General features: G+C 32.2%; 14 protein-coding genes and 2 pseudogenes. 9 read left to right on the top strand and 7 right to left on the bottom strand.

Going from position 1 to position 15,715, the window contains the following annotated elements; translation table 11 throughout:
- Positions 1–119: 119 nt before the first annotated feature.
- The 3 genes from LB941_RS11830 to LB941_RS11820 form a co-directional block, all read right to left on the bottom strand.
- Positions 120–1,016: a hypothetical protein gene (locus LB941_RS11830; protein WP_253362186.1), complete on the bottom strand. Its 897-nt coding sequence runs from the start codon at positions 1,014–1,016 to the stop codon at positions 120–122.
- A gap of 268 nt (positions 1,017–1,284) precedes the next feature.
- A complete protein-coding gene (locus LB941_RS11825) occupies positions 1,285–1,641 on the bottom strand; it encodes a hypothetical protein (protein WP_425270545.1) in 357 nt (118 codons plus the stop codon).
- 60 nt (positions 1,642–1,701) lie between these two features.
- Positions 1,702–2,295, bottom strand: a complete 594-nt coding sequence (locus LB941_RS11820; protein ID WP_253362183.1) for a LysM peptidoglycan-binding domain-containing protein — start codon at positions 2,293–2,295, stop codon at positions 1,702–1,704.
- A gap of 837 nt (positions 2,296–3,132) precedes the next feature.
- Here LB941_RS11820 and LB941_RS12565 point away from each other — a divergent pair.
- The 3 genes and pseudogenes from LB941_RS12565 (at position 3,133) to LB941_RS11805 (ending at position 4,049) form a co-directional block, all read left to right on the top strand.
- Positions 3,133–3,264 carry a putative holin-like toxin gene (locus tag LB941_RS12565; RefSeq protein ID WP_341869242.1) on the top strand — a complete coding sequence of 44 codons (132 nt, stop codon included), beginning with the start codon at positions 3,133–3,135 and terminating at the stop codon, positions 3,262–3,264.
- Positions 3,265–3,449: 185 nt separating this feature from the next.
- Positions 3,450–3,789: pseudogene (locus tag LB941_RS11810) on the top strand (type II toxin-antitoxin system RelE/ParE family toxin); the annotation flags it as partial.
- Positions 3,779–4,049, top strand: a pseudogene (locus LB941_RS11805) (helix-turn-helix domain-containing protein). The pseudogenes LB941_RS11810 and LB941_RS11805, both read left to right, overlap by 11 nt.
- Before the next feature lie 272 nt (positions 4,050–4,321).
- Here the strand turns inward: LB941_RS11805 and yidA are convergent.
- From yidA to LB941_RS11785, 4 genes are all read right to left on the bottom strand, one after another.
- Positions 4,322–5,158 carry a sugar-phosphatase gene (yidA, locus tag LB941_RS11800; protein WP_253362182.1) on the bottom strand — a complete coding sequence of 279 codons (837 nt, stop codon included), beginning with the start codon at positions 5,156–5,158 and terminating at the stop codon, positions 4,322–4,324.
- 228 nt (positions 5,159–5,386) lie between these two features.
- A complete protein-coding gene (locus LB941_RS11795; protein ID WP_253362181.1) occupies positions 5,387–6,109 on the bottom strand; it encodes a transaldolase in 723 nt (240 codons plus the stop codon).
- Between the two features lie 22 nt (positions 6,110–6,131).
- A complete protein-coding gene (gene tkt, locus LB941_RS11790) occupies positions 6,132–8,135 on the bottom strand; it encodes a transketolase (RefSeq protein ID WP_253362180.1) in 2,004 nt (667 codons plus the stop codon).
- Between the two features lie 34 nt (positions 8,136–8,169).
- Complete coding sequence (locus LB941_RS11785) at positions 8,170–8,772, bottom strand: KpsF/GutQ family sugar-phosphate isomerase (protein ID WP_253362179.1); 603 nt, start codon at positions 8,770–8,772, stop codon at positions 8,170–8,172.
- A 283-nt stretch (positions 8,773–9,055) separates the two neighbouring features.
- On the opposite strand from LB941_RS11785, the gene LB941_RS11780 reads away from it, so the two are divergent.
- From LB941_RS11780 to LB941_RS11755, 6 genes are all read left to right on the top strand, one after another.
- Positions 9,056–9,526 (top strand): PTS sugar transporter subunit IIA, encoded by a 471-nt coding sequence (locus LB941_RS11780; RefSeq protein WP_253362178.1) that lies wholly within the window; start codon positions 9,056–9,058, stop codon positions 9,524–9,526.
- Positions 9,501–9,785 (top strand): PTS sugar transporter subunit IIB, encoded by a 285-nt coding sequence (locus LB941_RS11775; RefSeq protein WP_253362177.1) that lies wholly within the window; start codon positions 9,501–9,503, stop codon positions 9,783–9,785. Before LB941_RS11780 ends, LB941_RS11775 begins: the two co-directional genes overlap by 26 nt.
- A gap of 39 nt (positions 9,786–9,824) precedes the next feature.
- Positions 9,825–11,084 carry a PTS ascorbate transporter subunit IIC gene (gene ulaA / locus LB941_RS11770; protein WP_253362187.1) on the top strand — a complete coding sequence of 420 codons (1,260 nt, stop codon included), beginning with the start codon at positions 9,825–9,827 and terminating at the stop codon, positions 11,082–11,084.
- A gap of 18 nt (positions 11,085–11,102) precedes the next feature.
- On the top strand, positions 11,103–11,999 hold the full coding sequence (gene dapA, locus LB941_RS11765; RefSeq protein WP_253362176.1) for a 4-hydroxy-tetrahydrodipicolinate synthase: 897 nt from the start codon (positions 11,103–11,105) through the stop codon (positions 11,997–11,999).
- Position 12,000: 1 nt separating this feature from the next.
- Positions 12,001–12,627 carry a beta/alpha barrel domain-containing protein gene (locus LB941_RS11760; RefSeq protein WP_253362175.1) on the top strand — a complete coding sequence of 209 codons (627 nt, stop codon included), beginning with the start codon at positions 12,001–12,003 and terminating at the stop codon, positions 12,625–12,627.
- A gap of 389 nt (positions 12,628–13,016) precedes the next feature.
- Positions 13,017–15,086 (top strand): BglG family transcription antiterminator, encoded by a 2,070-nt coding sequence (locus LB941_RS11755; RefSeq protein WP_253362174.1) that lies wholly within the window; start codon positions 13,017–13,019, stop codon positions 15,084–15,086.
- Positions 15,087–15,715: the final 629 nt, after the last annotated feature.

The following is a 15,715-nucleotide window of genomic DNA, read 5'->3' as shown; positions in this document are numbered from 1 at the left end:
GGCATTAAACATCCTGAAACTAGTCACGCTAGGGGTCAAGTTAAAAGAGCAAAATCTTAAGCAAATAGGGCGAGAAAACCAAATTCGGTTTCTCGCCCTATTTATTGTGTAGAGACTAGTTATGTCACAGCCTCCTTCAAAAAGTTATATATATTTTGAATGTCGCTCAATGAACTACCGTTATTATAAAATGTTTCGGTTACACTAATTCCAGTAGAAATAGGATTACTATATATATACGTTGCAACTATAGCCGTTATAAAATACATACCCGTAGCTATAACCTTCAATGTTATCCCCTTATTGCCTTTAGAATGTAATATTACTTTAAATAAACCACCAATAATTGCTAGTACCCCTATTTCAAATAGGAAAGCTCCCCAAATATATGCATAACCAGCTACATCTAAACTTCCAGATTGTAACATTGACCATGCTTGATTACTATAACTGGTTGTCTGACTTTTACTACTCAAAAACAGCACTGCGCCTACTATCGCTATAATGATACCAACTATAAATTCCTTATTTAGAGTAGCTGAGCTTTTTTTGTTATCACTATTTTCTCCAGTTGTAGTACTTTGTACATTACTATTCTGTCCTAGAGTTGACGTTGTTGCAGCATTTTCTTCGTTATTAACTACATTCCCATTTTGTAAAACACTATTATCTGTTACAGGTGCATTTCTTGGATCTTTATTCTTATTAACATTAGTTCGAGCTAGCGTATCTTTGATTTTCTTTATATTTTTTTCATCACGAATCCATGTATCAAATCTATTTTCCCAAATAAACGTTCTTTTATTGCTTAAAAGCGGATATATATAGATTGTTATTACATAGAGTAAGAATATCCACCAACGTAAAGATACAAATACAATAGATAGAAAGTATACAAACAATAAAGTTAGCGCATTTTCCTTCAAAAAGCGTAAAACTCTAAAAAAATTCTCTCGATTAAATTTAAAAGATTCCAAATCTATTTTTTCATCTGGTTGTACTAAATTTTTCCACAATTAGAGCAAAATCTAGCCTCTTTATCTAATTTTGCCCGCAATACTTACATGTCATCTAACTCTTCTCCTCTTATATAATAATTATAAACATTTTTTGTATTTCGCCTTATTACTACACTAAAAAGAGCTAGAAAGCCATTAGGTCAGTTTCTAACTCTTTTTAGTGTAGTTTTGGAACTACTTTTTTCTCTTATAACAATTAGTTATAAAAATACTAACTACATTAACCTATTTCCGCACTTAGCATAATAACCTTTATTTAGGAAAATCAGTGTGTATCTGTATCAAGCTTTATTAAGCCCTTAATAGCTGCATTGAGAGCATCAGTTGCAGTATTAACATCATTTTGTGTTGCAGTTGGTTGACTGTTTACAGATTGGCCATTATCTAAAGCTGTTTGCAAGTTAGCAAGCGAATCAGCCGTGTATTCAGTAGTTTTTGACACAAGTGCCTGTGCTATCGCAATTGCTGCTTGTAAAGATTTCTTATTAACATCAGTTTGTTTTGTTAAATTATTAATAGCTGTGTTGATTGCAGCTGTTGCATTGTCAACTTCTGTTTGTGTAGCTGAGTTCTTATTCTCAACAGATAAGCCAGTAGTTAGTGCAACTTGTAATTTAGAAATTGTATCAATTGTATATACATCAGTTTGTGAAACTAAACCTTGTGCTTGTATAATTGCTGCTTATAAACTAGCTCTATTAATAGTAGCCGGTTTGGCTGGTATATTATTGTTGCTATTGTTTCCATTATTATTGCTATTTTGATTGTTATTTGTATTACCATTTGTGCTAGTATTGCCTTTAGTTGCAGCAGCTGTAGTTGTATTATTGCGGCTAGTGTTAGCTGCATTAGAGCCTATATTATATGTACCTTTGACGCTACCGTTTGCCCCTTGAACTTGTACAACGGTATTTTGACCAGAGCCCATAAACTTCATTGTATTTCCAGCGATAATCAGATCAGCATTTGCAATTCCGTTAATTTTAGCTAATTGCGCTACACTAGTTTGATATCCTTTAGTTGCTAAAGCTTGTGTTATCCCCCAAAGTGTATCCCCTTTTCTTATCGTATAAACAGCTTTAACATCCCCGATGTTCTGTGAAATTTCAGTTGTAGTGTTTGCCACCCAGTCATTGTTTACTGATGATGCATTTGCCGTGTAGTTTGTTGTTAAAGAAAGCCCCGCTAAAACAGCAGTAGCAACTAAAACACTCCTAAACTTACGAACAATCCCCCCATTTTTCTTGTTATCTTGCAATGCAGTATGTTTAATCATAAAGTGAATCTCCTTTTTGAATTAATATAGCCCATCCCCTGATAGACTATATCCCCTGATATCCAGATGATATTTAATAAATCGTAAAATAAAATTCAATCAAAACACCCCTACATGCTTTAATCATTTTAATTTTAATGTTCTCACTACTAGATTAATCTAAAGTTCAAAACGCCATTATCATTTTCATCCAAGCTAATTATAGAGTATCTATCTCATATGCGGTTTTAAATATTTTACATTTAGAAAAAATAAAAAACATCCACCTAATTGATTGATGATATTGAAGTCCATCCTGTAATATATCAAGTTTAATGTTAAAACTTATAATATTTTTTCTAATTCAAATGGATAATCCAACTTTTTTCAACATTTCTTCTATAGTTAAACTAGCTTCTTTGCTTAATTCACTTAGTTCAGAATCTAACCTTAACTTTTATTTACTATCAAGATAAACAAATTAGAATACGAAAGCAAAAACAAGGTTAGGTGTGGAGATTTTTTGCATTTCAAAAAAATCTTATCCGATCCTACTGAAATGAAGCACATAAACTATCGGCTTGCCAAAACAAGCAGCCCCATCACTCGCCTACTTAACGGCGAGTGATGGGAGATTACGATTAAGGCTTAGAAGATTGACAATTTTCGTTTTTGTTGTCAACTACTTCTTGGTGGAGGTGGTTGATACGAGTTAATTAATTAAATATCCTAGTTGCTCTTTTTCTTGTATAATGGATTAAGTAGAGAAGTTAAGGTGGTGGCTATTTCCAATCGGGGATGGTGCTTATGGTGTTAAACCTTTAAAGCCCATAAATCCTAATGAAAGGAGTAGCCTAGGTGTCCGTATCGGACGCTTTACAATTAATGCTTGGTTTCGGTACTTTTACTGTGGCCTTAATTGCATTAATTGTTGAGCTGATTAAAAGTCAGCAAAAAAAAATAATCCATCTTAGCTTTTGGCAGGGCTAACAGATTATTTAATCTATTATTAAACTTTATCACCGTCTTAAACGGCTCTACATGGGAAGTCTTGTTAGCGCAAGGCTTCTTTTTCTATCTGTAGTATAGCATAATTTTGTGCAAATAGAAATCTAAAACTCACACAAAGTTGACACTATTAAAAAACAACATACATGGAAAAAGCATAATTTTAAACTTATACACACCCCAATGGTCATGATGAATTCGACGAGTGGTTACGTAAACTGCCAATTAAAAATCGCGCTAAATTTCTACAAGTGATTACAGATACGCAGGAACAAGACTTACTAGTCGCTCAACGCATGACTTGGGTTAAATCTACCCAAAATTTATATGAGTTAAGAAGCAAGGTATCTAGCAATATTCAACGAGCAATGTATTTTCATGTTAAGGGACCAAAATATGTTACTACTCATGGTTTTACAAAAGAAACCACAAAAACCCCCACCTGCTGAAATTAAGCATGCTCTAGAATTACGAACAGAATGGGAGAATATCCAAAATGAAAATTAATGCAATTTTAACACGGGAATTAAAGAATCCTAAATTTGCTGAAGCTTATTATGCTGACAAAGAAAAATCTGCCAGTGTCTTAGCGTTGTATCATGCTCGTGAAGAAGTTGGCTTAACTCAAGCAGACAGCAAACGTCCCTCAATCAACCATTGCTAGGATCGAACGCGGCGATAATGTGACGTTTGATAAACTAGCTGAAATTGCCCATGCTATGGGTAAAAAAGTAAAATTGAATTTATCTCGTAATCCATCCTGTTAGTTTACAATTTGGCAATAGTTGATCAAATTCAACTGCTGTTTTCTATCAAGTTAATTAGCCTTCGCCGGTTGCATAAGTCTCGGTCTAAAAAGCTCTTGCTGTCCGAGAGTATATTCCTAAAGGTCTATCATTACATAAATTTTCTGATGATGAAATAACAGAAATTCAGATACAATAAATTATAAACATCGCATAATCCTTAACTATGCTACTGCTGCTGAGCTCATTTGGACTACACTAAAGTATTACCAATATCACAATAAACTACTTAACTAAGCCTTCGCTTCAGCGTGCAATATATACTTGTTAATTGCTTCAGCGACGCCATCATGATCATTATCCTGTGTTTCTACATTGGCAGCTGCTTTTACTGCAGGAATGGCATTACCCATTGCTACACCTAAGCCAGCATATTCAATCATACTTAAATCGTTGCCTTCGTCACCAATAGCCATTATCTCTGATACTTTCAGTTGGAGATGTTCAGCCAGAATTTTTAGCGCAGCTGCTTTATTCACACCTTTCGCATTTGCTTCTAGATAAAACGGTGCGCTTTTAGTAAAGGTTACCTCGTCTTCAAATTCAGCAAAGTCTGCCCAATCTTTCATCGCTTCATCCAATTTCTTTGAATCGTCGATAAACATTGCTTTAACTAATTTTTCTTCACTTAATTCTTCTGGTGTACGATAGAATATCTCTAAATTCACTAACCGACTCTCATAAACTGTGTAATGGCCAATATCACGGTTCGAGGTGAAAATCTTATCTTGGCTAATCGCATGAAAATGCAAATTTTTTTTTCGCGCTAACAATTCCAAATCTTGATAATTCTTATATGAGATAGCTTTTAAATCAATTACCTTACCATCGGTCGACTGCACCATCGCCCCACCAAAACACACCGCATATTGGTCAGACTGATTCATCAAATTCAGTTCTTCTAAAAGCGGCTTAACGCCTGAAAAAGGTCTGCCAGAACAAATCACGACTTTAACCCCTGCTTTTTTTGCTGCCACGATAGCATTTTTTACGGCAGGTGTTAATTGCTTGTCTGAATTCACTAAAGTTCCATCTATATCTATTGCTACTAATTTAATTGAAATTGCCATCATCTTCTTTCAAATGAATTTCCTTGATACTAAATGACTCAATGTGTTCATTGTTAAGCGGGAAACGTAATTATGTCAAACTATATTTTACTTTTAAGGTTAACTTTTTCTCACATATAAGTAGCTTTTCTATCTAACAAAATCAAAATATTCCTTTAACAAATAAAAAGCCTTAGTACTCATTCAAAATAATTATTGAATACTACTAAGACTTATCTAATTATCCCTTTAAAGAATACTCAAACCTGATGCTTTAATATCTTTTTCGAAGCCTAAAACGGTATCTAAGGATACCTGTTGCGCTGACTTACCTCTATTTGCAACAAGTTTATTAATAATTGTCGGTGGGACTGTAATAATATCAACGCCCATTTGTTGTGCCTGTAAAATATTTTGCACTTCACGCGTGCTAGCCCACAATAATTGTGCTTCTGGATGTTCTTTTGTTATAGCGACACTTTGATTAACAAAATCAGTTGTATCAGCACCTGTATCTGCTATACGACCAACAAAAATTGAAACAATGTTCTTAGTCCCTTTTGCAAACGCAGCGACAGCATCTTTGACTTGTTCAAGCGTTGCAATAGCGGTTACATTTATTGAAATACCATTATCTGAAAGTTGTTTAATCAATCCAGCTGTGTTTTTACCATCAGTTGTAATAATGGGAATTTTAACATAAACATTTTTTCCTAGAGAATGTAATAATTTTGCCTCTTTAAGCATTATTTCTGGTTTATTGCTAAAAACCTCAAATGAAATTGCATGCTTAGGAAACTCTGCAACAACTTTTTTAGCAAAAGTCATATAATCAGCAATTCCTGCTTTTTTCATTAATGAGGGATTCGTTGTAAAACCAGAAACAAAGTCGTTTTTAGCTACATCCCGCATATCTTCTATATTTGCACCGTCTGAATATATTTCAATATTTAATTTTGAATTCTCAGTCAATTTTCAAATTCTCCTTCACTAATTATTTTTCATAAGCCGTTTCATATTTTGAAACAACATTCTCTACATTAAATCCATAATGGTTAACCAGTGTTGGACCATTTCCACTGGCACCAAACTTATCAATTCCAAGTATCACACCTCTTCTACCTACATAGCGTTCCCAGCCAAGAGATGATCCCATTTCAATTGACATTCGATTTGTAACTTCATCCGGTAAAACTTGTTGTTGGTAATCTTTAGATTGTTTTTCAAACAGTTCAAAAGATGGCATAGAAACGACGGAAACGTCAATTCCATCTATTTTTAATTGTTTTTGAGCTTCAATTGCTAAACTCACTTCTGAACCAGTAGCAATTAAAATTCCATCTGGGATATTTTTTTTACTTCTTGATAAGATGTATGCACCACGCTTTACACCTTCAAAAGAAATTTTATCTGTTTTAGGTAAGACTGGTAAACCTTGGCGGGTTAAAACTAAAACTGTTGGTGTATCAGTAGCAGTTAATGCAATATTCCAAGCAGCAATTACTTCGTTTGGATCTGCCGGTCGAATAACATTAATATTTGGCATAGCACGTAAACTCATTAAATGCTCAATTGGTTCATGCGTTGGACCGTCTTCACCGACAGCAATTGAGTCGTGCGTGAAAATATATGTTACTGGTAGATGCTGTAAAGCAGATAATCTTAATGCTCCTCGTAAGTAATCAGAAAACACAAAGAAGGTGCTTCCGTAAGTTCTTGTCCCACCATGTAAGGCAATACCATTAATTGCTGCTGCTTGACCAAATTCTCTAACTCCAAACCAAATGTTTCTTTCTTGCGGACTATCTGCTTCAAATGCTTTGCTATTTGATGAATTAGTTTTATTAGATGAAAACAAATCAGCCGAACCACCCCAAAAATTAATATTTTTTTCGGCAACTGCAGAAATAATTTTATGTCCAGTAATTCGACTAGCTTCGGTAACTGTACCTTCATGGTATGTTGTTATTTCTTTAATCCAGTTACTATTAATTTTTCCAGCAAAACCTGCTTCAAAACTAGCTGCTAATTTGGGATGTTCTTGCTTGTAATTCTTAAAAAGTTTATTCCAATTGTTGAAATCCTTTTGGTGTCGTTCAAAAGTATATTCGTGAAACCGATCATAAACAACTTCTGGAATTTTAAAAGGTTCATATTTCCAATTGTAAACCTTACGTGTTTCTTCTATATTTTTGTTGCCTAATGGCGCACCATGAACTTTATTTGTTCCTTGGTCTGGTGATCCATAACCAATAATTGTTTTAATTTCAATAATAGTAGGCTGTTCTTCATTTTCTTTCGCCGTAGTCAAAGCATCATCAATCTTTGTTAAACTATTTCCATCTTCAACTTTTAAATATTGCCAACCATAACCTTCAAACCTTTTTTTGGTATTGTCTTCAAAGGCCATTTTAGTGGGACCATCCAATGATATATCATTGGAATCATACAATACTATCAATTTTCCTAACTTTAGATGACCTGCTAAACTGGCTGCTTCATGAGAAATGCCTTCCATTAGATCACCATCACCAACAATTGTATACGTATGATGATCTACAATGTTTTGTTCAGGCTGATTATAAACCGCGGCTAAATGTTTTTCTGCCATAGCCATTCCTACAGCCATTCCTAACCCCTGACCCAGTGGTCCCGTTGTAGCTTCTACTCCATCAGTATGTCCATATTCAGGATGTCCTGGAGTTAAACTATTTTCTTGTCTAAATTGTTGTAAATCTTCAGCCGACACTTTATATCCTGACAAATGAAGCAAGCTATAAAGCAAAGCCGAGCCATGTCCTGCTGACAAAATAAAGCGGTCTCGATCAACCCAGTTGGGATTTTTAGGATACGTTTTCAAATATCTTGTCCACAAAACATATGCCATAGGTGCCGCATCCATTGGCAATCCTGGGTGTCCAGAATTTGCTTTTTCAATTGCATCAATACTAAGCATTCTAATAGCATTGACACATAATTCATCTTGCTTATCAAACATTTCGTTTTTTTCCTTTCTATTTCACTAGTATGAGTTAAATGTTTTTATCAGATAATAATTTTTTGCCTAGTGATCCTCCAGGATGAAAAACAGCAAAATCCTTTTTTGTAAATCCTTTCAGTGAGGAAAGTGTACAAGCAAGAGCATCACCTACGACTAAACAAGCAGTAGAACTACTTGTTGGCGCAAGATTTAAAGAATCTGCTTCATACTCGACGTGCACAGGAATAAGGAAATCACACTTTTTTGCTAACGTCGAATTGCTATTGCCAGTCATAGCAATAGTAGTTGTACCAATTAGTTTTATTGAATCTAATGGAGCTAATATTTCGCTAGTTTCTCCACTATTTGAGATAAGAATAACAACATCGTTTTTTTCAATCATTCCTAAATCACCATGCATACTCTCAGAAGCATGAATAAAGAAAGCGGGTGTACCGGTACTTGAAAAAGTAGATGCAAGTTTCTTACCAATATGACCAGATTTTCCGATACCCATAAAAATGACTTTTCCATTAATCTTTTTTAGTGTGGAAACAACTGTCTCGTATTCTGGAGGAATAGAGCAGTTTATTTTTGTAAGGGATTTAATCTCTTTTTGAATAGTAGTATGAATTAAATCTAAAGTTTCTGACATTAAAATACATCTCCTAATCTTTATTATTGTAAAGCAATACTCATAAGAACTATTGCATTTTCAGAATGCGGTTACAATGTTTGAATATTATTTTTTTTGTTAAAAACTTTACAAAATTAACGTAATATAATCTCATATTTTTATAAATGATGATAATAGCAGTAAAAAGCAAAAAGTAAAATTCTAAAATGGCAAATATAAAACAAAATGTACAATCAAAAGAAATTGAATAGTCATTTGGGAAGCGCATACAATTAAGTAGAGCAAGAAAGGAAGGGTTTACTTGATAGAGAAGATATTAAAAAGGGAGTTAATACAATTAAACGTGGAGGCTATGGATTGGAGTGAGGGAATTAAAAAAGCAGCTTATCCACTAGAAAAGAATGGCTATATTACTAAGAATTACATAAATGCGATACTTGATTCTGTAAATAAATATGGCCCATATTTTGTAATTACTCCTCATGTTGCTTTGTCACATGCACCAAGTTCTACAGGTGCAATAAAATTAGCTATGGGGCTTTGTATTTTAAAAAATCCACTAAAATTTAATAGTAAGGACAATGATCCTGTAAAGTATATTTTTACTTTGAGTAGTCCAGACTCTAGCTCACATTTAGATGCTATGAAGGATCTTGTTGTTTTGTTAAGTGATAGTAAGTTTTATAAAGAATTAGATAATGCAAAAACAGTGGACGAGGTATTAAGAATAATTGGAGGTAGAAAATATGATAAAAGTATTAGTAGCATGTAGAGCAGGCGTTGGTTCAAGTTTAATGTTAAAAATAAAACTTAATGAGGTAATTGCAGAAAATGATTATCCAATTACGGTTGAACATTCTTCATTAGATGAATTAGAAGGATTTGATGGGCCGATTGTTGTAACTTTAAGTGATGTTGCTGCGGAGCTAAAAGATAGAGGTATAAGGAAGGAAATAGTAGGTATTAATAATATACTTGACAAAAATGAGATTAAAAACAAAATTCAAATTGCTTTGAAGAATATTGAATAATTGTAAGAATACAAATACGAATCGGAGGAAAAATAGATGATTAATTTTTTAGTTAGTCTTTTGTCTAACCCTGCTATATTATTAGGGATTGTTTCTTTTGTTGGATTAGTGGCACAAAGAAAAAAATCAACAGAGGTATTAACAGGTACTTTAAAAACAGCTATTGGTTTTTTAATATTTGGCGTGGGAGCTTCCACCATGACAACAACTTTACAGAATTTTAATACTATGTTTCAGAAAGGATTTCATCTTACTGGTGTAATTGCTTCTCCAGAAGCAGCGACAGCATTAGCCCAAGGAAAGTATGGTTTTGTTGTTTCTATAACCTTGATTATGGGATTTATTATGAACCTAGTTTTTGCACGTATTACACCATTTAAGAATGTCTTTTTTACAGGAGGACATAGTTTGTTCTTTGCATGCGTTTTAGCCCTTGTTTTAAAAGCTCATGGTATGACGAATACTTGGGCAATTGTTATTGGTGGTAGCATATTAGGATTTGTTTCAGCAGCGTTACCCGAGTTGTGCCAACCTTTCATGAGAAAAATTACAGGAAATAACACCCAAGCAATTGGACATTTTAATATGATTGGATACGCACTATCTGGTTTCGTTGGTAATGTTTTTAAAAAATACAAAGATCAAACTACAGAAAATATAAAATTTCCAGGTTGGCTATCATTTTTTAAGGATTTTCTAATGGGAGTCGCTACTGTTATGACGCTACTGTTTTATATAGCAGCTTTAGCTGCAGGTAAAGTAACTGTAACTAAACTATCGGGAACAACAAATTGGTTAGTATTCCCGCTTATTCAAGCTTTAACATTTACTGCAGGCATTTCAATTTTGATGACGGGAGTTCGGATGTTCTTAGCGGAAATAACGGCAGCCTTTGTAGCAATATCAGAAAAATTCATTCCAGGATCACGTCCAGCTTTAGATGTACCCACAATTTTCCCATATGCTCCTACAGCTGTTCTAGTTGGCTTTTTAAGTTCATATGTTGCGGGATTGTTAGCAATTGTTGTTATGGTAATTCTTAAATTCTCTATTGTTATTATTCCGGCAGCTCATATATGCTTTTTCTCTGGTGGAACAGCAGGAATATTTGGAAATTCTACAGGTGGATGGCGTGGGGCTATTCTAGGCTCATTTATAGTAGGACTTCTTTTAGCGTTTTTACCAGTTATATTATATCCTACATTTGTACATTTAGGTATTTCAGGATCTATGTTTCCAAACGTTGATTACAACGTAGTTGGTTCTTTATTAAATTGGTTCTTAGGTTTGTTTCATTAATATTAAGGGAGATATTTTATGAAGAAAATAGGTGGAATTATTGTAGCAATGGTCACTCCAATGGATGATTTTCAAAATATAAGCTATATCAAAACTAAAAAATTATTAGATTATTTATTGAGTTTTGATATTCAAGGTATTTTTATTTTAGGTACAAATGGAGAGTCGTATGTATTAACGGAGGAAGAGAAGTATTATTTTTCTGAATTTGTTATCAAGTATGTAAACAAACAAGTGCAAGTATTTGTTGGTGCAGGATTGGATAGTACACGAGATACTATAAAGTTCAGTAAGGAAATTTCACTTATTGGAGCGGATGCATTATCTATTGTAGCCCCCTCTTTTGTGGCACCATCACAGTCTGAAGTGATAAGCCATTATGAAAAAATTGCAGATAGTGTAAATGTGCCAATATTAATTTATAATATGCCTTCGAAAACAGGAATCAATATGAATCCTGAAACTGTAGAGAAGCTTTCAAAACATCCTAATATTATTGGTATTAAAGATAGTTCAGGTAATTTAGAAAATACAAAGGGCTATATAAGGTTATGTAACTCAGATACATTTTCTGTACTTTCTGGATCTGATTCTAAAATTTTGGATGTGTTGCAGATAGGTGGAGATGGTGCAATTGCAGCAACTGCAAATCTACTAACAAATAACGATGTGAATATATATAAAAGCTTTAAAAATGGGAACATTGAAAAAGCAAAAAAATATCAAGATAATATTGAACCGTTAAGAAAGTTATTGCATAAAGGGACAACACCAACGATGTTGAAACTGATACTAAACTCGTTTGGATTAGATGTGGGGTCTGCAAGATTTCCAGCGATTATGGACGAAAGTGAGAGCATGCTTATACAGGTAAAGGAAATGATAGAATACTATAAACATATTGGGGTAATTTAAAATGCGAAAACTTAACTACACAAAAAAAATTTATGATTCAGGGGCATTAGCCATTGTAAGAGATAAAACAGATAGAATACTGGAAATTGCAGAAGGAATAACCAAAGGAGGAATTAATGTTATAGAAGTAAGCTATACTAATGAAAATGCTCCTGAAGCAATTGAAAAATTGCGAACTAAGTTTAATGAAAAGCTATTGGTAGGTGCTGGAACAATATTAGATGGAGAAACAGCTAAGGATGCTATTGCGCATGGTGCGCAGTTTATATATTCACCTATGTTCGATATTCAAGTTTCTAAACTTGCTAATCAATATCAAATTCCTTATGCACCAGGGTGTACAAGCGTAACTGAAGCAGTTGAGGCATTGAGAGCTGGTGCAACGTTTATAAAGATTTTTCCGTATGGTGGAATAGTAGGGACAGATTTAATAAAGACACTTAAGACACCGATACCATATTTGCCGCTTATAGAATCGGGAGGAATAAATATAGATAATGCTAATAAATGGTTAATGGCTGGTGCAGACATTCTTGGTATAGGTAGTACCTTCTCTAAAGGTTCAGTTTCTGAAATAACTGAAAAAGCAAGAAAAATAAGAGATATTATAGATAATTTTAGAAATTAAGAAAAAAGAGAAAGTGATATTTTAAAGTTAAATCTTGAAAATAAACTTTCTCTTTTTATATAGATATACATTTATGATATTAATTGAATTATTTTGGGCTTATGTGGCAACAGTTCTTCTAATTGATAATTAGAATTTGTTTAATATAATCAAACATTGATATTGTTAAAATATTTATAACACAATTAAATTAATAAAAAACATAGATCACAAAAAAGTATAACTATATATTTTAATCATAATATTTGCTGTTTATATAAATTTAGTCAAGAGCAGAGCAATGAAAGATAACGTAATAAACAATAGTAGGCAGCGACTTTTATATTATATTCCAATAATTTACAATAAATGATCTCTTGACTAATTTAAATTGTAGTGAAGGTGAAAGAATGTTAGATACAAAGCAAATAACTATAATTGAAAAAATAATACAAAGTCCTATTTGGCAGAAAAAAGGTTTAGCAATAGAATTAGGAATGACGGATAGACAACTTGAATATACTATTGAGAAAATTAATGCATTACTAAAAGAATCAAAAATAGAGGGAATAAGATATGATGAAAACTCAGTTTCTACCTCTGTCGAGACATATAAATATTTGGTAAATATTAGAGGAAACATTGAGATATCAACAGATAAATACATTTTTAGTAAAAAAGAGAGAGTGCTTCTTATATCATTAATACTGATTAATGGTAATAGATATATATCGTTGCTACATTTGCAAGACTATTTAGGTGTTAGTCAATCTACTATTTCAAAAGATTTAAAAGTGTTAGAAAACAACATACTACGCTATAACTTACACCTAAATTATGATAGAAGAGAAGGATACAAAATTTTAGGTAGGGAGAATGATGTGCGTACATATTTAAATCGTGTTGTAGCATCAAAAGTTGGAAGTATTGATATAGAGATATTAGATTATTATATAAAGAGATATATGGATGTAGATGAATATGAGGTAGAGGTATTAGTAAGAAAAAGTGCTGAAAAATATGGGATTAATTTTGTAGAGAATCGAATAACAGAGTTTTCTTATATCATATGCATTAATTTAAAAAGATTAAAAGATAAACCCAATTATATACAAAATAGCGCAAAGAAGTATGCAATTGAAAACAAGAATGAATATCAGATGGTAAAATATATTCTGTTAAATTTAGATATAAGTAATAAGAACAGCGTTTTATATATCACAATGCTGTGCTTATGTTCTACTATTGGAGAAATAACTATTTCTGAAAAAAGTGAAAAAGTTTTTGAATATAATAGAAAATTTATTAATAATTTTCAAAATATTTCTGGAATATCCTTTGAAAAAAATAATAAGATTGTTATGCAAATGTATACACACTTCAGATCTATGTTTTACAGAGTGGCATTTGAATATCCGATATATAATCCCTTAACTGCTCAGATTAAAAAAAAGTATAATGATGTATTTAAACTAGTAGAAAAATCTATAGACTTTTTGGGTAAAGAATTTCATGGGTTTCCAGAAGAAGAAATCGCATATTTAACTATACATTTAGTGGGCTTTATATATAAAGAAAATAATAAAAGAGATAGAAATATAAAGGCAGTAATCATATGTTCTAATGGAGTAGGAACATCAGCACTAGCGTATTTACAATTAACTAGTATTTTTCCTAATATTAAATTTTTAGAACCTGTTAATTTCGAAGACCTTAAGTTTAGTTTAAATAGTATAGATTTGATATTTTCAACACAATATAAAAATGAATTGTTTACTATGGGAAAGCCTGTTTTTATTATTAAATCTGTTATGTCGGCTGAAGATAAATATAATTTAGTACAACGAGTGTACAGTGAATTGACAGATATAAATAGTCCAGTTTTAACACTTGATTCTGTAATGGAGATTGTAAATAAGAAGATACAAAATAGAAAAGTTACCAGTGATATTAGAAGAGAACTACAGTCTGAAGTATTTAATTTGAATAATAAAAATAGGGCATTAACTGACAATAGTCAATCTTTACTAGATGTATTAACAAAGGATTTTATCCAACCTAATATTGATGCAATAGATGCAATAGATGCAATAGGTAAAGCAGCAAATCCCTTACTTGAAAAAAAATATATTACAAATAACTATTTGAATGAATTAGTCAAAGAAGAAAATATGAATCGATTTATAATTTCTCCCCTAGTTGCTCTACCACATACGAAACCTATAAATGGTGCCAAAAAGATTGGACTTAGTATAGCTAGTTTGCAAAACATCGTATATTTTAATTCTATAAAACCAGTAAGATATATATTTATTATTAGCACTATAAATAATTACAGTCATCTACCATTATTAAATGATTTAATTACATTGATAAGTGATAAAAATTTTTTAGAATTATTAAGTTCAGGTGCAAACTCAAAAGAAATATATTGGTGGATACAAAAAAAATTAATAGAAAAAATGAGTAATTTAAAATAGTATTATATGACGTTTAAACTTTGATCGTTAATTGAAAATTTAATCCAAATACTCAATAAAATTCCTAAATATTTTATACAGTTTACCAATTGTATATTTTTATATATTAGATTCTATAATCAATGTGAGCTTTATTAAAATCAATTTCGGAGCGAAAAACTCAACTGTAGTGGGCGGTTATAAAATGTAGGAAATCGGCGGAATAAAATTGCCAGATTTTCTACATTTATAACCGCCCACTACACGTCAATTGCTACCTCGTTTGTTATTTCTGCTTTTATCCTTTAAATAAATCAATATACTCTAGTTAACTTAATCTTCGTCTTCTGCTTCTTACTCTCAGATATACTTTCGAATTGTTGTTGGCTTTTAATCCATCATGTTAAGTATCGAAATAGTAAGCTAAATACCCAAAAATTTCGATTATTATCATTATACTTCAAATTCGCTCTTACATGGGTAATAACAACCTTTCGAATTGTTATACGAAATTCATACTAGCATCAAATCCCATTATTCATAAAACAAAACGTTCCTCAAATTAAGTTTGAGTGCGATAATCCCTTTATGGTTGTCAGATGAAATACAATAATTCATTTGATAATTATGGAGGGATTTTTATATGTCCA

It is taken from the genome of Ligilactobacillus ubinensis, assembly GCF_024160875.1.
Lineage (GTDB): Bacteria > Bacillota > Bacilli > Lactobacillales > Lactobacillaceae > Ligilactobacillus > Ligilactobacillus ubinensis.
The sequence above is the reverse complement of the archived record's forward strand: the minus strand, read 5'-3'. Positions and strand labels throughout refer to the sequence as shown.